The following is an 18,431-nucleotide window of genomic DNA, read 5'->3' as shown; positions in this document are numbered from 1 at the left end:
ACGGTGACAAGCGACCGCATGGCGCCGCTGGGCCGGCAGGCTACCCTTCCGCCGCTACCAGAAGGTCGCCGAGAGCTCGTACTCGGCGAGCGCGGCCCGCACCAGCTCGGTGAGCTGCTCGGCGTCCAGGAGCGTCGGCGGGTGGAAACCCATGACACGCAGCGTGATCACTTCCCCGGTTTCGACCAGCGCGACGTACAGATTGCCGCCGCGTTCGGTCACCACGGTCCGCGAGTTCAGGCTCTGATTGACCAGGCCGAGCATCATCGCCGAGGCCGGACGGCCGTCGATGCGGAGGATCTCGGAGTCGAGCTTGCCGAGGCTGGAACACACCGTCGAGATGGCGTCGGTGGCGGCCTGCCGCGCCAGCACCGCGTAGCGTCCGCGCGGCAGCGCCACCGCGACCGGGACCAGCGGGGGGACATCCGGTCCGCCGGCCGTGGCCGCGCTGAGCTGTTCCTTCATCACCGCGCGCAGCGGGGCGAGGTCGGCCGGTTCGCCGTCGCGGGTATCCACCTCGAAGGCGATGGAGGTCAGCGCGTTCGTGCGAAGATCGTCGGCGGTGCGGGTGCTGACCGGCATCATCATGCGAACCCGGCCCTCGTCGTCGGTGCGGCCGATCGCGGTGGCGATGGACGCCATCATCGCCACCGCCAAGGTGGTGCCGGTGCCGCCCCGGCCGCGCGCCGCCGCATGCCAGAGCTGCGCCGGGACCGTCGCGGTGACCGTCGGCAGACGGAAGTGCCGCGCGTCCTCGTCGGTAGGTCCGGTCTTGCCGCCCCGTCCGGTCACGGCCAACCGCAACGCCAGAATGGCAGCCGACGGCAACGACCGGGCGCGCCGCGCGGCATCGCGAAGATCCCCGGCCAGCAGACGCATCCGACCGAATTCGTCGCTGCGGTACGCCAGATCGAGTCGCTTGTCCGCGACCGCGTCCGTGACCGCCGCGCAGAACGCCTGGCCGTCCGCGAGGGTGTGCGAAACCAGCAGCGACACCGCACTTCCCCCGTTGTCGAGGTGGGTCGCCGCCAGCCGCCATGCGGGTCCGCCGAAGGTGCGCAACTCGGCATGCCCCTGCTCGGCGATCCAGGCTTCCAGATCGCCCGGAGGGATGGGCGCTTCCGTGACCTCGAGCGGGCTGAACTCGGTGCGGGTGGTCCACCGGTCCCCGGCGGCCGGGATCATCGCGGGCGCGACCGCTCTCCCCAGCCCGCCGTGCCGCAGTGCCTCGTGGAAACGCTCCAGCGCCGCCATGTCGACCGGACGGTCGTAACGCCAGACCGCCTGTATCGCGAGGGTGCCCCCTAGCGCGGAGTGCCCCCGCGCACTCACGCAATCGATATCGGTCAGGCGGTAGGTCACGCGATCTCCCCTCGAGTTCTGCACACCGGAGCAGGTCCGCACCGGCGTCGTGGCCGCCACAACTCGGCGCAACGACGATGAGGATCGTTCGAATGTCCGGTTTCGAGCTGTTCGGCCAAACAAGAGCATTAGGCCTGGCAACGTCGTGGTCAACCCTACTGGCGGGTTCGGTGGGTGCGCCCGCGGCGGGGTGCCGGAAGTGGGCGAAAAGCTACTCATCGGTTCGCTGTCCTGCGTGAACGGCGAACCTGCCCGTCAGCTGCGCGGAAACCGCGGCACGGCCGTTCGTCGCGCCGAACCGGCCCGATGCCGAGTACTCGAGCTGGACGGGCGTCCACTTCAGCAACGCGCTGGTGGACGAGTGGCGTCCGCCGGTGCGGCCGGATCGCGCCGCCGGATCAGCGGCAAGTAGACCTCGTCGACGATGTCGACCAGAACGTCATCGGGTGCGGTCGGGGCTCCGCGCACGACGAATTCGTTGCGGAGCAGAACCAGGGCCACGGTGGCGACCCGGGGGTGCAGCGCTTCGGGGGCGGCTTCTCCCCGGGCCACCGCGCGGCCCAGCAAGGTGAGCCAAGGGGCCGCGGCGGCATCGCCGGACTGGTCCGGCAGCTGTGCGAGGAGTTCCGACGCGCCGCCGGAGGCGGCGATGAGCTCGCGCAGGATCGCGCCCGAGGGCGAACTCCAGTGGCGGTTGACCCGGCGCAGCAGCTCGAGCGCGTCTTCGCGCAGGTTTCCGGTATCGGGTGGAGGCGTCGTCCTGGCCAGCTGCCGGTAGGCGGCGATGCCGAGGGCGAGGCGGTTCGGCCAGCGCCGGTAGATGGCGTTCTTGTTGGTCCCGGCGCGGGCGGCGACCTTGTCCATGGTCAGTGCGGCGTAACCGGATTCGACGAGTTCGTCCACCGCGGCCCGCAGAATCGCCTCTTCGAGGGCGGGTCCGCGCCTGCGCGTCTGTCCGGCGCCCGGCTGCCGCGCCGCATCGTCCACCATGCCTCCTTTTCGCAGTCGGTGCCGATCCTACGTTCCGGCACCGGGCTTGCCCGGCCCGCTCAACTTCTTTAAGGTACTTGATGTACTCTATTTGATGATGAAAGGACGGTGCCTGTGCGCGCCAAGGGCATCAGCTACGAGACCGGCTTCATCCGCGACGGGCGAATCTCCCGCCGGCATTTCGACCCGGAAATCGTGGCACGCGAACTGCGTATCATTCGCGACGATCTGCACTGCAACGCGGTGCGGATCATCGGAGGCGATCCCGCGCGGCTGGAACTCGCCGCGGCATGTGCGGCCGAGCTGGGTCTCGAAATATGGTTCTCGCCGTACCCTCTCGAATCGACAATCGAGGAGATGCTCACCCTGTTCGCGGACTGCGCCGAGCGAGCGGAGCGGATTCGACGGCAGGGCGCCGAAGTGGTGTTCGTGACCGGCGCCGAACTGAGCTTGATGCACAAGGGGTTCCTCCCCGGCGACAGCCTCGACGAGCGCGTGCACTCGCTGACCAGCCGGCCACATGACCTGGGAGAGCGGGTCGTCGAGGCAAGCAGGCGTGTGAACGACTTCCTCGACAAGGCCGTAGCTGTTGTCCGGGCGCGCTTCGGTGGCCGGATCACCTACGCGTCCATCCCGCTGGAGCGCGTGGACTGGACCGCTTTCGACATCGTGTCGGTGGACCTGTATCGCACGGCCGAGGTCGCCGACCGATTCGGCGACGGCGTCCGCACGCTCGTCGCGTCGGGAAAGCCGCTCGCGATCACCGAGTTCGGTGCGTCGACCTTCGCGGGCGCGGGCGATCTCGGCGCGCACGGGCTCGAGATCGTCGAATACGACGACATTCGCGGACCGATCCGATTGAACGGGGAGTACGCCCGCGACGAGGCCGGGCAGGCGAAATATCTGCGCGAGCTGCTGGAGGTCTTCGACGCCGAGGGCGTCGACAGCGCGTTCGTGTTCGTCCTCGCGCTCTACGACCACGTGCACCGCCCGGACGGCGACCCGCGCGACGACTTGGACCTGGCCAGCTACGGCGTGGTCAAAGTCTTCGAGGACCGCCGCGGCGATACCTACCCGGATCTCCCGTGGGAGCCCAAAGCCGCATTCGACGCCCTGGCCGACTACTACCGGAACCACTAGGGCCCGAGAACCGGTAGGGGTGCGCCCCTTTCGGTGCCGACTGTCCGGTGATGCCGTGCGGTTCGAGTCGAGGATGGCGTCGTCACGGGCGCGGCGTCGGGCACGGCCTCCGAAGAACGGACGTTGGTGCCGGCCGGGATGTACCTGCGTGGTGACTTGTGGTGTTGCGTGCGGTGGGACAAGGTCATCCGCGACGCGTGTCCGGCTGTGCAACCGCACGGTCGCCACCGACCGGCCGGTGCGCCGCAGGACCGAAAACCGCTGTCCTGGACGTTATCCGGGCCGTTGCATTTCCACCGGGTGGCGCGTTGTCGAATACTTGCGCAACTGATTGACGTACCTCGATCGGCGGGTTTCTAATGATGGATGGCGCAATTCGTGCGCCGGTCGACCAACGAAGCGAGGTGAGCGGCAGATGCCGGTTGACAGTATCGACGTCTACAGCCGGGCCGCCCTCGAGAAACGGGTTGCGCCGCCGCGTCGTTGATCTGTACGCGATCGGCGGCCGGGCAACGGCGCCCCGATCGTCCGACGCGGCATCGAATTCCACCTTCGTCAGCTCTTCGACGCGTAACGGCGTGCGCGTCCGGCCGATGCGGTCGTCCTTCGACCACGGCGCGGCGGGTTCGTCGTGGCTCGACGCTGCCCGCCCCGTGCGCGCGTCCTCTGTCCCGGAGGGGCGTGCCAGCCCCGCACGATAGTAAGTATTGGAGTCCCCGCTATGGCCACATTGCTCGAGAAAGCCGAAACATCGCCTCGGACACGGAAACCGGAGCGTCCCCAGCAGGCGGCCTCGCTCCTGCGCTCCTTCCCCGGGCAGCGATAGTCGATGACGACCTTTCTCAGCGCCGTGACCGCCGACCACTTCGACACCGAAGTGCTCCAGCAGCACTGGATTCCACTCGCCGCCGACGACGCCGACACCGCTGCCGTACTCCGGGAACGGCTGGGGATCGACTTCACCGTCGCCGGCAGGCAGGTCTGGGAATCCGACAACTTCCTCTATTTCCCGGTGGTCGCCTGCTACCAGCGCGGCGAGACGATCGAACACGCGACGATGGTCTTCGCCTTGGGCGGTGAATTCCTCGTGACGCTCCAGCCGTCCGAGCATTTCGTCCCCTTCGACAAGGCGGTCGCGAAAATGCGCCGCAGCCCGGAACTCGCCGGATCCGCGCACGGGGTGATGTACGCGCTGCTGTGGGCACTGAACGAGGCGTCGGAGCGGGTGCTCCACCACGCCGGTGACGAGCTGGAGGCGATGCGCGAGGAGATCGAGGAGGCACTCGAACGCCGTGATCGAAGCGGCACCGACATCGCTGACCTCCGCGAGGCCATCTCACGGCTGGACGCCACCGCGCGCATCGTCGCGCGCACCCGCGAGACCCAGCTGCAACTGGCCCGCGCCGCCCGCCACCTGATGGCCGACGCCGGCTCCGGCCACGGGAAGCTGAACGATTCCATCGGCCTCCTACTCGCCGACATCGACGGGGTGAAGGAGCACGCGCGCGTCGAATCCGACAAGGCCCGCTACCTCCAGCAGTCTGTGACGACCTGGCTGGGCGCGCGTCAGAACGAGGTCGTCCGGGCGTTCACCGTCGCCACCGCGGCTTTCCTGCCGCCCACGCTGATCGCGGGCTGCTACGCCATGGATCTCACCGGCATCTCCGAAATCTCCTGGCAGTTGGGTTTTTTGGTCACCGCACTGCTGGCGCTGATGGCCGCGGTGATCCCCTTGGCGTACCTGAGGAAGAAGGGCCTACTGCGCTGAATCCCCGCCCGCGTGGCGACCGCTTCGTTTCCGGCGATCATTACCTCGCGCGTAATCGACGCGAGGCGCGCGGCACGGCAAGGTTGGGGTCAGCCGATCGGAGAAACCCGGATCGGCGACTGTAAACCATTACCGCACAGGAGGATTCATCATGTCGCGCTACGACGAAGCGGTCGATCGGTACTTCGCCGCGTGGAATGCCACCGACGAGGAAGCCAGGGCCGCGGCGGTCGCGGCCGCTTGGGCCGAGGACGGCGGATACACCGATCCGCTCGCGGAGGTGAGCGGGCACGCCCAGCTGGCGGCGGCCATCGGAGGAGCGCAGGCGCAGTTCCCCGGCTTCGAGTTCCGCCGTGTGGGCGAGGTCGACGGCCACCACGACATCGCCCGGTTCTCCTGGGAGCTGGTCTCGGCGGCCGATGGCAGCGCCCCGGTCGCGGGCTCGGACGTGATCACCCTCGGCGCCGACGGCCGGATCACGAATGTGCACGGCTTCCTCGACCGGGTGCCCTCGGCGTAGCTCGCGGGCCGCGGCGCATTCCGCGACACGCCCGGCAGGCCGCCGTCCGGTTTGCGCCTGCGGCGAACACGGTGCGTCGTCCACGCCACGGGGGCATCCTGGACGTCAGGAGTGCAGTTCCGGCAAACAGGGTGGTGGTCGGCGTGGACAACGCCGCGATGGATGCCTACTCCCGCACCGTGATCGCGGTGGCGGCGTCGGTGACCCCGCACGTGGCCAGTGTGCGGACCAGGCGGGGGAGCGGGTCGGCGGTGGTCTTCACCGACGACGGATTCCTGCTGACGAATGCGCACGTCGTCGGCGTGGCGAGCGGGGGAGAGGTGGTCTTCGCCGACGGAGTGGAATCCCGGTTCGAAGTGGTCGGGGTGGATCCGCTGTCGGATCTGGCCGTGCTGCGCGCTCGCGATGGCGCGCCGGGCGCGGTGCCGCTCGCGGACGCCGACCGATTGGTGGTCGGTCAGCTGGTGGTGGCGGTCGGCAGCCCGCTCGGCCTGGCGGGTTCGGTGACGGCGGGCGTGGTGAGCGCGCTCGGGCGCGCGGTTCCGGTGGCGTCTCGCCGTGCCGGCCGGGTGATCGAGGACGTGATCCAGACCGACGCCGCGCTGAACCCCGGCAATTCCGGTGGCGCCCTGTCGGATTCGGCAGGCCGGGTGGTCGGCATCAATACCGCGGTCGCGGGGATCGGACTCGGTCTGGCCATCCCGATCAACGCGACGACGCGCCGGATCATCGGCACGCTGCACGCCGAGGGACGCGTCCGGCGCGCCTACCTCGGCTTGGTCGGCGTGCCCGCGCCGCTGCCCGAGCCGGTCGCCGCGCGCACCGGCCAGGCCGCCGGAGTGCGCATCGTCGAGGTGGTCCGCGGCGGCCCCGCCGAACAGGCCGGGCTGCGCCGCGGTGATCTGGTGCTGAGCGTGGCACGGTCGGAAGTGCGTGACGCCCAGGGCATCCAGCGACAGCTGTTCGCCGAGGCGATCGGTGTGCAACTGCCCGTCACCGTGCTGCGCAACGGGGCCATGGTGGACGTGATCGCGGTCCCGGTGGAATTGGCGGCGGACTGAGCGCGGGCCTAGTCGACGGCCGGGACGGGCTCGGCGGCGGGGGGCTGCGCAGGTGACTCTGTCTTCCATCGCGCGTCGACGACCAAACCGCCCAGGCCGACGGCGAGGCAGACGCCGGACAGCGCCAGCATCGCCGGATGGGTCGTCCCGGTGAGCGCGTCACCGAGGATGACGGTCCCGATGGTGCCGGGCAGTACGCCGAGCACCGTGGCGATCAGGTAGGGCCAGAACCGGATCGACGACAACCCGCAGCAATAGTTGATCACCGAGAACGGCACGGCCGCGATGAGCCGCAGCGAGCCCACCGCCAGCCAGCCCCGGCGTGCGAGACGTTCATCGATCGCGCGCACCGCGGGGTGGGTGAGCCGGGCGGCCACCTGATCGCGATCGAGCGCGCGCACGAGCAGGATCGCCAGTACCGCGCTGACGGTCGTCGCCCCCACCGCCAGCGTGATGCCCAGCAGCGGGCCGAACAGCAGTCCGGCGCTCACGGTGAAGACGGTGCGTGGAATCGGCGCCACCGTCACCAGGGCGTGGACCAGGAAGAACAGCAGCGGAAAGACGGGGCCGACGGACGTCGCCCAGTCCTGCACCTGACGGGGCGACGGCAGCGGAACCAGCAGGGCCGCGCCGAACAACGCCACCGCGCCGACGATCAGCGCGAAGATACGCGGGTCCCGGAGCAGCCTGGTCATCCGCGACAGGTTACCGGTTGGTAGTGGCGGGCAGGATCAACCGGCTGGGAATCCGCCCGCTAGCATCAGAGGAGCGGGACGAATGCCCGTTAACCGAAGTAGTCGCTGAGCTGGGCGAATGTGAGGGTATCGGGCGCACACTGCCGGTGCGCCCGTGTTGAGGAAGAGGAACAGCAAGCTATGCCGATTGCTTCAGATTCCGGGGCCGATCCGGTGCCCGAATACGCCGCGTGGCGCAAGGGCGTTGCCGGGGTGCTGGCCAAGGCTCGCCGCGTCGATGTCGGCGAACTTCCCGAGGAGCCCGAGCGGCTGCTCGACGAGACCACCTACGACGGGCTGACCGTCGCCCCGCTCTACACCCGGCGCGACGAGTTGCCCGAGCAGCCCCTGCCGGGAACTTTCCCCTTCGTTCGCGGCCGCGACGCCACCCGGGATGTACACCGCGGCTGGTTCGTCAGCGCGCAGTTCGCCCAGCGCGACGCCGCGGCGGCCAACCGGGAGATCCTGGCCGCGCTGGAGAACGGGATCAGCGCGATCTGGCTCGGCGTGGGCGAGCGTGGCGTGCCGGTGGCGGAGCTGCCGACCGCGCTGAACGGCCTGCTGTTCGAATTGGCCCCCCTCACGCTGGACGCGGGCGGCGACGTCGCGGACGCGGCGGACCAGGTGTTCGCGGTGCTCGACGGCTACGCCGCGCCCGCTCGCGATGACATCCGCGTCTGCTTCGGCGCAGCACCCTTGACCAGCCGCTTCGCCGACCTTCCCGATACCGGTCTCGCCGAGGCCGTCGCGCTGGCCGGACGGGCCGCCGGACGGCCGGAAACGGTTCGCGCGATCACCGTGGACGGCACCGTCTTCCACGACGCGGGCGCCTCCGACGCGCAGGAACTGGGCGCGGCCGTCGCCGCTGGCCTGGCCTATCTGCGGGCGCTGACCGAGAGCGTCGACATCGCCGACGGGCTGGAACAGTTGGAGTTCCGGTTCGCGGCCACCGACGATCAGTTCGCCACCATCGCGAAGCTCCGTGCCGCCAGGCGGCTCTGGGCGCGGGTCGCGCAGGTCTGCGGCGCACCGGATTTCGGCGGCGCGCCGCAACACGCGGTCACCTCGGCCGCCATGATGAGCCGGCGCGATCCCTGGGTGAACATGCTGCGCACCACCCTCGCCGCGTTCGGCGCCGGCATCGGCGGGGCCGACACGGTGACCGTGCTGCCGTTCGACTCCGCCCTGCCGCCCGGTGAGCTGGGCGTCTCGAAGTCGTTCGCCGACCGGATGGCTCGCAACACCCAGTTGCTGCTGCTCGAGGAATCGCATCTGGGCCACGTGCTCGACCCGGGTGCGGGCTCCTGGTACGTCGAGGACCTCACCGCCGCGCTGGCGGCGAAGGCGTGGGAGTTCCTCCAGGAGATCGAGGCGGCCGGTGGCTACCTCGCCGCGCTGGAGTCGGGCATGCTCGCCGAGCGCGTCGCCGCGACGAAGGACGCCCGCGATGCCGATGTCGCGCACCGCAAGACCGCCGTCACCGGCGTGAACGAATTCCCGAACCTGGCCGAACAGCCGTTGTCCGAGGCGGCGCGGCAGGCGGGCCGGGTCGCTCGCTACGGCGCGGCGTTCGAGCAGTTGCGCGACCGCTCCGACGCCTACCTCGCCGAACACGGCGCGCGGCCGAAAGCGCTGCTGGTGCCGCTCGGTTCGGTGGCGGAGCACAACGTGCGGGTCACCTTCATCGCGAACCTGCTGGCCTCCGGCGGCATCGAGTCGATCAACCCCGGACCGCTCGCGGTGGACGGCATCGCCGCCGCGGCCACCGACGCCGGGGCGCCGATCGCGGTCCTGTGCGGGTCGGATACGCGCTACGGATCCGAAGCCGGTGCGGCGGTGGAGCAATTGCGTGCCGCCGGGGTGGGAACAGTGCTGCTGGCGGGTTCGGCGAAGGCCGTCGCCGACCTCGACGGCGCGCGGCGCCCGGACGGATTCCTCGCCGCGCGCATCGACGCCGTAGCCGCGCTGTCCGGCCTGCTGGAGAAGGTGGGAGCCTGATGACTACTCGTGAGATCAAGCATGTGATCGGCAGTTTCGCCGATGTGCCGCTGACCGAGCGCGCGCCGGAGCCCGCCGCGGTGGACGCGGCGCAGGTGACCGAGTACGTGCGCGCGGCAGCGGCGGCCAACCGGTACGCACCCGAGCAACTGGTGTGGTCGACGCCCGAAGGCATCGATGTGCCGCCGGTGTTCACCAAGGCCGACCGGGACGCCGTTGCCGCCGAAGGGTATCCACTCGACAGCGTGCCCGGTGTCGCGCCGTTCGTGCGCGGGCCGTACCCGACGATGTACGTCAACCAGCCGTGGACCATCCGCCAGTACGCGGGCTTCTCCACCGCCGCGGATTCGAACGCCTTCTACCGGCGCAATCTGCAGGCGGGCCAGAAAGGCCTGTCGGTCGCCTTCGATCTGGCGACCCACCGCGGCTACGACTCCGATCACCCGCGCGTGCAAGGTGACGTCGGCATGGCGGGCGTCGCGATCGACTCGATCCTGGACATGCGCCAGCTGTTCGACCACATCCCGCTGGACCAGGTCAGCGTCTCGATGACGATGAACGGCGCCGTGCTGCCGATCCTGGCGCTGTACGTCGTCGCCGCCGAGGAGCAGGGCGTCGCGCCCGAGCAGCTGGCCGGAACCATTCAGAACGACATTCTGAAGGAGTTCATGGTCCGCAACACCTACATCTACCCGCCCAAGCCCTCGATGCGGATCATCTCCGACATCTTCGCCTACACCAGCGCGAAGATGCCGAAGTTCAACTCGATCTCCATCTCCGGCTACCACATCCAGGAGGCGGGCGCGACCGCCGACCTGGAGCTGGCCTACACCCTCGCCGACGGTGTCGAGTACATCCGCGCGGGCATCGACGCGGGCATGGAAGTCGACAAGTTCGCGCCGCGCCTGTCGTTCTTCTGGGCCATCGGCATGAACTTCTTCATGGAGGTCGCCAAGCTGCGCGCCGGGCGCCTGCTGTGGAGCGAGCTGGTCGCGAAGTTCAACCCGAAGAGCGCGAAATCGCTGTCGCTGCGTACCCATTCGCAGACCTCCGGCTGGTCGCTCACCGCGCAGGACGCCTACAACAACGTCGCGCGCACCTGCATCGAGGCGATGGCCGCCACCCAGGGGCACACCCAGTCGCTGCACACCAACGCGCTCGACGAGGCGCTGGCGCTGCCGACGGACTTCTCCGCCCGCATCGCCCGCAACACCCAGCTGCTGATCCAGCAGGAGTCCAACACCACCCGCCCGATCGACCCGTGGGGCGGTTCGTACTACGTCGAGTGGCTCACCCACCAGCTGGCCAACCGCGCCCGCGCGCATATCGCGGAGGTGGAGGCGCACGGCGGCATGGCGCAGGCGATCGGCGAGGGCATCCCGAAGCTGCGTATCGAGGAAGCCGCCGCGCGGACCCAGGCGCGCATCGACACCGGCCAGCAGCCGGTGATCGGCGTCAACAAGTACCAGGTCGAAGAGGACCAGCAGGTCGAGGTCCTCAAGGTCGAGAACTCGCGGGTGCGCGCCGAGCAGATCGAGAAGCTGCGGCGGCTGCGGGCCGAGCGCGATCCCGACGCCGTGCGGCGGGCGCTGGCCGAATTGACCCGTGCCGCGGCCTCCTCCGAGGGCGGCATGGCGAATAACCTGCTCGCGCTGGCGATCGACGCGGCAAGGGCCAAGGCCACTGTCGGCGAGATCTCCGATGCGCTGGAGCAGGTGTACGGACGGCACCAGGCCGAAATCCGTACGCTCTCCGGCGTGTACCGCGACGAGGCAGGAAAGGTCACCAACATCACCAAGGCGAGCGAGCTGGTCGAGGAATTCGCCGAGGCCGAGGGCCGCAGGCCGCGGATCCTCGTCGCGAAGATGGGCCAGGACGGTCACGACCGGGGACAGAAGGTGATCGCCACGGCCTTCGCCGACCTCGGCTTCGACGTCGACGTGGGCCCGCTGTTCCAGACTCCGGAAGAGGTGGCGCAGCAGGCGGCCGACAACGACGTGCACGTCGTCGGGGTGTCGTCGCTGGCGGCGGGCCACCTCACGCTGGTGCCCGCCCTGCGGCAGGCACTGGCCGATGTCGGACGCCCCGACATCATGGTCATCGTCGGCGGCGTGATCCCGCCCGGTGACTTCGAGGAGCTCTACCAGGCGGGTGCCGCGGCGATCTTCCCGCCCGGCACGGTGATCGCGGACGCGGCGATCGACCTGCTGAAGAAGCTCGGCGCCGAACTCGGTCACGAACTCGGCAGCGGCGCCACGGATTCCGCCGCGACGGAATGAGCGAAGCCGGTTCCGCGGCGCGCGCCACCCCGAAGGCGGCCGCGCGTCGCACGATCGATGTCGACGCCCTCGCCGCGGCGGTCCGCGCCAACGAGCGGGCCGCCCTGGCGCGGGCGATCACATTGGTGGAGTCCACCAGGGCCGATCACCGGGCGCTGGCGCAGCAACTGCTGCTCAAGGTTTCGCCGGAGGCGGGCGCCGGGGGCGCGCCCTCCAACCGCGTCGGCATCACGGGCGTTCCGGGCGTCGGCAAGTCGACCTTCATCGACGCGCTCGGCATGTACCTGATCGGGCAGGGCCACCGGGTCGCGGTGCTCGCGGTCGACCCGTCCTCGACCCGGACCGGTGGCTCCATCCTCGGCGACAAGACCAGGATGGCGCGATTGTCGGTGGAACGCGACGCCTACATCCGGCCTTCGCCCACCGCGGGCACGCTCGGCGGCGTCGCCAAGGCGACGCGGGAAACCATCGCGCTGCTCGAGGCGGCGGGCTACGACGTGATCCTGGTCGAGACCGTCGGGGTGGGGCAGTCGGAGGTCACGGTCGCGAACATGGTCGACGTCTTCTGCTTCCTGACCCTGGCCAGGACCGGCGATCAGCTACAAGGCATCAAGAAGGGTGTACTCGAACTCGCCGATCTGGTCGCGGTGAACAAGGCCGACGGCAAACATCAGGTCGAGGCCAAGGCCGCCGCCCGGGAACTCGCGGGTGCGCTGCGCCTGATCCATCCGCACGACGCGCTGTGGCGGCCGCCGGTGCTGACCATGAGCGGATTGGAAGGCGTCGGTCTGGACCGGTTCTGGGACACGGTGCTCGAACACCGCCGCGTGCTCACCGACGCCGGTGAGTTCGCCGAGAAGCGGCGTCGCCAGCAGGTCGACTGGACCTGGACCATGGTGCACGACCAGTTGCTGCGCAGGCTCGCGGACAACCCGGAGGTGAAAGCCATTCGGACGCAGGTGGAAAAACAGGTCCGCGAGGGCACCCTGACCGCCGCGCTCGCCGCCGAGGAACTACTGCGCGCGTTCGACGGACGCTGACCTGCCGTAGGCGCGAACGCCGCGTCGTGCGGCATCGGCATGGCAGCCGGGTCGATGCGGAACTGCGGAGGCCACCTCGGCCTGCGCGACCGTTCGCGCGGCGGACACTCGACGGTCCCGGGATTCGGCCGACCTCGCCGGGTGGCTTACCGTTGCTTCCCGGGCAAGCGGACCTGCGCCACCAGTGCGCGGTGGTCGGCTCCCGGGAGGTCTACGGTCTCCACAGCGACCGCGCGACCGTCCGCGACGAGAATGTGGTCGATGCCGACGAGGGGCGGCCAGCGCTTGTCGGTCGGATAGGTGACCAAATGCCCGGCGCCCGCCTGTTCGGTGGCGTCGCCGAAGCGGCCGGAGAGCATCGCACGGAACTGCCGGTGATCGTAGGTCGCGTTGAAGTCGCCGCCGGCGATCGCCGGTCGATTCGCGGGCGAGCGGTCGAGAATGTTGCGCACCCGGGACAATTCGTCGGCCCAGACGCGCGTCCCGTACACCGGCGGTACCGGGTGGAAGGCGTACACCGTGACCGGCCCTGCGCCCGGGATCTCCGCGGTCGCCGAGAGCTGGTTCAACACGAAGCCGTCGTACTCCACGGTTTCCGACAGGGGGTGGCCGCTCCAGATTCCCGTCCCGGTCGCGGTTCTTCCCGGCGACAGAAAACGGTACGGCAGTACCTGATCGAGACCTGCCCGGCCGAGGTCCTCGACCGCCGTGGGAGTGAGCTCGTCGACGGTGAGCACGACGACGTTCCGTGCGCGCACCTCATCGACCAGCGCCCGGGGGTCGGCTCCGTCGAACAGGAGATTGGCCTGCATCACGGTCACGGTGTGCCCGCCACTGTCGTCCGGGTGGCCGACATACAGCGGCGCCTGCGTCCACGTCGCGATGGCGACGACCACGATCGCGACTCCCGCGCCGATCCGGTGCCCCATGGCGACGAAGGTGACCGCACCCAGGACGGCAGAACCCATCAGATACGGCGCGCCCGACGCCGCAAGAACCAGTATTCGAGACGACGACCCGTTGAAGTGCAGGGCGATCCCGGCGACGGCGGCCAGAGCCGCGACCCACGCCAGCAGACGGATACCGAGCAGAACCGACTTCGAAATCACGTCCGATACCCGAGCGCGCCCGTTCACTCGATACCGAACAGCGTCGCCGCGTTGCGGTAGCAGACCTGACGCAACCAGTCGTCACCGAGTTCGAGCCGTTCGAGCGCCTCGATCGAATGACCGTAGGAGTGCGGGATATTGGGAAAGTCGCTGCCGAACAGGATGCGGTCGGCGAAGGCGCGCAGTCTGCCGTGCTCGTGCACGGGGAACGGAGCGTCGGCCTCGGAGAAATCGGTCCACACCATCGTGGTGTCCAGCCGAACTTCCGCGTAATCGCCTGCGAGGTCGAGGAATTCGGAATACTCGGGCGTGCCCATGTGCGCGATGATCAGCCGCAGCCGCGGAAAGCGCCGCAGCACACCGGCGATCGGCTCCGGGCCGGTGTGGGTTCCGGGCGCGGGGCCGGAACCGCAATGGATGACGATGGGGATGCGCGCGTCCTCCAGCAGGCCCCACACCGGGTCCAGCAGCGGGTCGCCCGGGTGGTAGCCGCCGACTTGGACGTGCGCTTTGAAGACGCGCGCGCCGCGCTCGACCGCGTCGCCGACATAACCGGCCGCCTGCGGCTCGGGAAAGAAGGTGGCGGTGTGCAGGCAATCCGGGGTACCGGCGGCGAAGTCGGCGGTCCAATCGTTGAGCCACGCCGCCATGTCCGGTTTGTGTGGGTACACCAGCGCGGTGAACGCGCGCACGCCGAAGTCGCGCAGAGTCTTCAACCGGACCTCGGCATCGTCGCGGTAGGTGATCGGCCAGGTGCGGCCGGTCAGCGGCCCGACCGTGTCGAAATACGCCCACACCTTCCGCATCACCTGATCGGGCATGAAATGGGTGTGCACGTCGATGATGCCGGGCAGGCCCAGCCCGGCGCGGAAGGCGGACAGGTAGGTCGCGTCGTCGGCGGCGGTCATCGGACCTCCTGCGGCGTCGGCGGGTGCACCGTCAGCGCGAGGTCGCCGACCCGGGCGATCAGTCGTTCGAAGAACAGCTCCGGGTCGGTGCCGATCACGATGTCGGCGTTGGGTTCCCGGCCCCACATGCCCGCCCAGTCGGCGACCGTGGTCGCGCGGGTGAGGGTACCCGCGAGCTCCACGTCCACCGTCGCCGGACGGGTGCGGGCCAGCGCCGGGTCCAGCGCCACCGCGGCCGCGAACGGATCGTGCATATGGGCCAGATACCCCAGGTCGTACCCGTGATGGAAGTCGAAGTAGAACCGCACGGCATCGGTGACGTGCCGGACGATCGGATTGCTCGCGGCCGATCGGGCCTCGGGGGGGTCGGCGGGCGAGAGGACTTCCACCGGAAAGCTTTTCGCCCGCTCGGCCAGACGGACCAGGTGCTCGGGTCGCATCTCGATCGTCTCGGTGATGTCGAGCGGGCAGACGATCGGCCTACGCTCGGCCGGCGCCGCGGCGAACGCGTCGAAGACCTCTTTGGCGGCCTCCGGGTCGACGTGCACATTCCACTCGTTGGTGGGCGTGGTGTTGCCCGGATGGTTGAACGCGCCGCCCATGATGACCAGACGATCCAGCAGCAGCGGCAGATCCGGTTCGATCCGCAACGCGAGGGCGAGATTGGTCAGCGGCCCGGTGCAGAGGCCGACGATCTCGCCGGGATGGGCGCGCACCAGCTCGGCCCACATCAGCGCGGCCGATCGCGGCGAGAGACGGCGAGTCGAGGCGGGAAGTTCGGCGTATCCGATGCCCAGGGGCCCGTGCGTGTCCTCGGTGGTGCGCAGTGGGATCGCCAGGGGATCGGCGGCGCCGAGCGCCACTTCGATCACGGGTGCGCGGCAGACGTCCAGCCAGGCGAGATTGTTCGCCGCCACCTGCGCCGCGGGAACGTTGCCCGCGGTGGCGGCGATGCCGGCGATCTCGGCCTCGGGGGAGCCGAGCAGGTACAGCAGCGCCAGGGAGTCGTCGATGCCGGTATCGACGTCCAGGATGATCTTCTGCCGCACGGCACGAGACTAGCGAGCGTGGATGCCGGGCCCGCGCCGAGGTGCCGATTGCTCGGCGGTCGCAGTAGGTAGTACATACGTCTAGTACGTTTGTCTAAGACGTTGTAGCCTGTGGGTATGGGAAATCGCGAGGATCTGCTGGCGGGAGCACGGAAAGTCATCGTCGAGCGAGGCGTCGCCAGGGCGACCGCCCGCGACATCGCCTCGGCGGCCGGTGTGAGCCTGGCGGCGATCGGCTACCACTTCGGCTCCAAGGACCAATTGATCACCGAAGCGCTGAGCGACGCTTTGGGCACCGCGATCGGCGACAACATGGAGGCGAAGATTCGCGAGGGCAGCGGCTCGGCGCCCCTGGCGGCGTTCGCAGCCATGTGGAACGGCATGCCCGCGGTGTTCACCGAGAACCGCGACAGCATGCTGGCGAGCTTGGAGAACCTGGTGCGCGTCGCGCGCTCGACGGAGTCGCAGGAGTTCTTCGCGCAGAGCCTGCCCGGCGCCTACCGGGACATGGCCGACGCGCTGCGGCAGGCGCACCCGCAGCTGAACGAAGCGCAGGCCGAGGCGATCGCCGAGCTGTACTTCGTGCTCGTCCAAGGGCTCGGCGTGCTACAGACCATCGCTCCGGAGGCGAACCTGCCCGACGGAGACCGCCTGGCGCAGGCGGTCGCCGCGCTCGCGGGGGTGGAGATCTAGTGCCGGCTCGGCAGCTCCCCGGAGGGAGGCCGCGGACGATCTCCGCGGCCTCCCGGCGGGACGGTCAGTGCGTCGGCAGCGGCCACGCGGGATGGTCCGCGCCGTAGGCGGGCGCGGGCGAGGCGTAATCCGGGTACTCGGCCAGCACGGGCGGCGCGGTGACGACCTGCCCGTGCCGGACCACGTGCGCCGCGCTCGGCATCGCGGGCTTAGGGTGACGCGGTGTGCGGTCCGGCGCGTCGAGCAGCCAGGACGCCGTGCGCGCCAAGGCCACTCGTACGTCCCGTCCGACGCCGTCGTCGCTGCGCGCGACCAAGGCGTCGATCACGCCCGCGGCGAGCAGGTAACCCGACGCGTGGTCGAGTGCCTGCGCGGGCAGCGCCCCCGGCACGGCGGGCGCGCCCTCGACGATCGAGATGCCGGACGCCGCCTGCACGATGCTGTCGAAACCGCGACGATCACCCCAGGGACCGGCTTCACCCCAGGCGGACACCCGCCCGTGGATCAATCCGGGACGGGCGGCCGCTCGCACTCCGGCCCGCTCCAGCGCGCCCGGCCGGTATCCGGTGATCAGCACGTCGGCGGCGGCGATCAGATCATCGATGCCGTGGGTGCGCAGGTCCACCAGCGTCGAGCGTTTGCCCTGGCAGGTGTCGGCGAATTGCCAGGAGATCTCGGGCAACTGCGGCGGGTCGACGCGCAGCACCTCGGCGCCGAGCAACGCCAGCGCGCGCGTCGCGACCGGTCCCGCGATCACCCTGGTCAGATCGAGCACCCGCACGCCTCGCAGGGGTTGCAGAGGCGCGGTGGCCGCCGGTAAGCCGGTCTCCCCGCGGTCGGGGCGGTCGGTGATCGCGACCAGCGGACCCGCTGCCGCGGCCTGTCCCTGCGGGCTCGCGGACCATTCCTCCTCGGTGCGGACGCGCACCGCGATGGCTCCGTGCGCGGCGGCCTGCTCCTCCAGGTCCGAGGCGCGGATCATGGCCATCTGGGCGACGGCGAGGTCGACCGGCGCTGAGTCGGGCAGGCCGAGCGTGGCGAACAGTCGCGCCCGGTGATGCGAATAGTTGGCGTGCGTGCGAACCCAGCCGTCGAAGGTGGGGAAGAAGCCGGAAAGATCGGCGAACGGTGTCGGCATCCGGCCACCGATGCGTAACAGACGCTCGCTGGAGAAGGCCGCGGTGATGCGGGCGGGATCGAGGCGATGCGCCACCGGGTGGAGACCGCGTGCGGTCCGCATGCGGTTCGCGGCCGTGGTCAGCGCCGCGATCGAACCGGCGGCCAGTGCCCAGACCGGTAATGTCGCGGCGAGATTGCTACCCGGATCGGGCGCGGGGGAGATGCGCGAGGCGGTGACACCTATACCGGCCTCGTAGTCCTGGACGAGCCGTGCGTGCGTGTTCACTCGCTTCAGCCTAGTTGGCGCCCCGGGTAACTCGCGTGGCGTGGTCCCTCAGGCCCGGCATGCGCGAAGGACGCCACTTCCGCCCGCCGCGCCGCTCCCCACGGCCACCTGCGCCGATTCGGCTCGAAGACGCGTCGGCTCCGCGCACCGGTGCGCCGTGCGCCCATGCGGCGATGCTGTCGTCGACCGGCCGTCGCGTTCGGCCGGGTCGGACCGCCGCGGGCGCTCGGGCGGCGACCGCCTGATCGCAGACGTGTGTTCCCGGGGTAGCGGATGAGGTGCTGACGGGTCCGAGACCTTCGGGGAAGACCCACGATCCCGCGGGATCGAGACCGGGCGAACCTTGGGCTCGCGCGGCGTGAAAAGAGCTGTCCG

The 18,431-nt window shown here is 69.9% G+C and carries 15 protein-coding genes; 8 read left to right on the top strand and 7 right to left on the bottom strand.

All coding sequences use genetic code 11. The features are described from left to right. Positions 1 to 54: 54 nt before the first annotated feature. Complete coding sequence (locus tag ACZ6DL_RS26195; protein WP_466054982.1) at positions 55 to 1,362, bottom strand: hypothetical protein; 1,308 nt, start codon at positions 1,360 to 1,362, stop codon at positions 55 to 57. Between the two features lie 339 nt (positions 1,363 to 1,701). Beyond that, a complete protein-coding gene (locus tag ACZ6DL_RS26190; protein WP_466054980.1) occupies positions 1,702 to 2,352 on the bottom strand; it encodes a TetR/AcrR family transcriptional regulator in 651 nt (216 codons plus the stop codon). A 114-nt stretch (positions 2,353 to 2,466) separates the two neighbouring features. Between ACZ6DL_RS26190 and ACZ6DL_RS26185 the strand changes: the two genes are divergently transcribed. From ACZ6DL_RS26185 to ACZ6DL_RS26170, 4 genes are all read left to right on the top strand, one after another. Continuing rightward, on the top strand, positions 2,467 to 3,492 hold the full coding sequence (locus tag ACZ6DL_RS26185; RefSeq protein WP_466054978.1) for a hypothetical protein: 1,026 nt from the start codon (positions 2,467 to 2,469) through the stop codon (positions 3,490 to 3,492). An 829-nt stretch (positions 3,493 to 4,321) separates the two neighbouring features. Further along, a complete protein-coding gene (locus ACZ6DL_RS26180; protein ID WP_466054976.1) occupies positions 4,322 to 5,260 on the top strand; it encodes a CorA family divalent cation transporter in 939 nt (312 codons plus the stop codon). Between the two features lie 151 nt (positions 5,261 to 5,411). Continuing rightward, on the top strand, positions 5,412 to 5,780 hold the full coding sequence (locus ACZ6DL_RS26175; protein WP_466054974.1) for a nuclear transport factor 2 family protein: 369 nt from the start codon (positions 5,412 to 5,414) through the stop codon (positions 5,778 to 5,780). A gap of 158 nt (positions 5,781 to 5,938) precedes the next feature. Further along, complete coding sequence (locus tag ACZ6DL_RS26170) at positions 5,939 to 6,841, top strand: S1C family serine protease (RefSeq protein ID WP_466055123.1); 903 nt, start codon at positions 5,939 to 5,941, stop codon at positions 6,839 to 6,841. Positions 6,842 to 6,849: 8 nt separating this feature from the next. Here ACZ6DL_RS26170 and ACZ6DL_RS26165 read toward each other — a convergent pair whose 3' ends face one another. Continuing rightward, a complete protein-coding gene (locus ACZ6DL_RS26165) occupies positions 6,850 to 7,536 on the bottom strand; it encodes a TVP38/TMEM64 family protein (protein ID WP_466054972.1) in 687 nt (228 codons plus the stop codon). 180 nt (positions 7,537 to 7,716) lie between these two features. On the opposite strand from ACZ6DL_RS26165, the gene ACZ6DL_RS26160 reads away from it, so the two are divergent. The 3 genes from ACZ6DL_RS26160 to meaB are packed head-to-tail and all read left to right on the top strand — an operon-like array spanning position 7,717 to position 12,892. Beyond that, entirely contained in the window at positions 7,717 to 9,573 is a 1,857-nt protein-coding gene (locus tag ACZ6DL_RS26160) for a methylmalonyl-CoA mutase family protein (protein ID WP_466054970.1), read from the top strand. Next, positions 9,573 to 11,852 (top strand): methylmalonyl-CoA mutase, encoded by a 2,280-nt coding sequence (gene scpA, locus ACZ6DL_RS26155; protein WP_466054968.1) that lies wholly within the window; start codon positions 9,573 to 9,575, stop codon positions 11,850 to 11,852. Before ACZ6DL_RS26160 ends, scpA begins: the two co-directional genes overlap by 1 nt. Next, positions 11,849 to 12,892 (top strand): methylmalonyl Co-A mutase-associated GTPase MeaB, encoded by a 1,044-nt coding sequence (meaB, locus tag ACZ6DL_RS26150; RefSeq protein WP_393238671.1) that lies wholly within the window; start codon positions 11,849 to 11,851, stop codon positions 12,890 to 12,892. Before scpA ends, meaB begins: the two co-directional genes overlap by 4 nt. 146 nt (positions 12,893 to 13,038) lie before the next feature. Here meaB and ACZ6DL_RS26145 read toward each other — a convergent pair whose 3' ends face one another. From ACZ6DL_RS26145 to ACZ6DL_RS26135, 3 genes are read right to left on the bottom strand one after another with little or no spacing between them, the layout of a single operon-like run. Next, entirely contained in the window at positions 13,039 to 14,001 is a 963-nt protein-coding gene (locus tag ACZ6DL_RS26145; protein WP_466054966.1) for an endonuclease/exonuclease/phosphatase family protein, read from the bottom strand. A 23-nt stretch (positions 14,002 to 14,024) separates the two neighbouring features. Next, entirely contained in the window at positions 14,025 to 14,909 is an 885-nt protein-coding gene (locus ACZ6DL_RS26140; protein WP_466054964.1) for an amidohydrolase family protein, read from the bottom strand. Next, positions 14,906 to 15,958: a nucleoside hydrolase gene (locus tag ACZ6DL_RS26135; protein ID WP_466054962.1), complete on the bottom strand. Its 1,053-nt coding sequence runs from the start codon at positions 15,956 to 15,958 to the stop codon at positions 14,906 to 14,908. Before ACZ6DL_RS26135 ends, ACZ6DL_RS26140 begins: the two co-directional genes overlap by 4 nt. Positions 15,959 to 16,075: 117 nt before the next feature. On the opposite strand from ACZ6DL_RS26135, the gene ACZ6DL_RS26130 reads away from it, so the two are divergent. Next, entirely contained in the window at positions 16,076 to 16,651 is a 576-nt protein-coding gene (locus tag ACZ6DL_RS26130; RefSeq protein WP_466054960.1) for a TetR/AcrR family transcriptional regulator, read from the top strand. Between the two features lie 64 nt (positions 16,652 to 16,715). On the opposite strand, the gene ACZ6DL_RS26125 is transcribed toward ACZ6DL_RS26130, so the two are convergent. Then, complete coding sequence (locus ACZ6DL_RS26125) at positions 16,716 to 18,056, bottom strand: CoA transferase (protein WP_466054958.1); 1,341 nt, start codon at positions 18,054 to 18,056, stop codon at positions 16,716 to 16,718. Positions 18,057 to 18,431 lie beyond the last annotated feature (375 nt).

The sequence above is a fragment of the Nocardia sp. NPDC041819 genome, assembly GCF_055590505.1.
The sequence above is the reverse complement of the archived record's forward strand: the minus strand, read 5'-3'. Positions and strand labels throughout refer to the sequence as shown.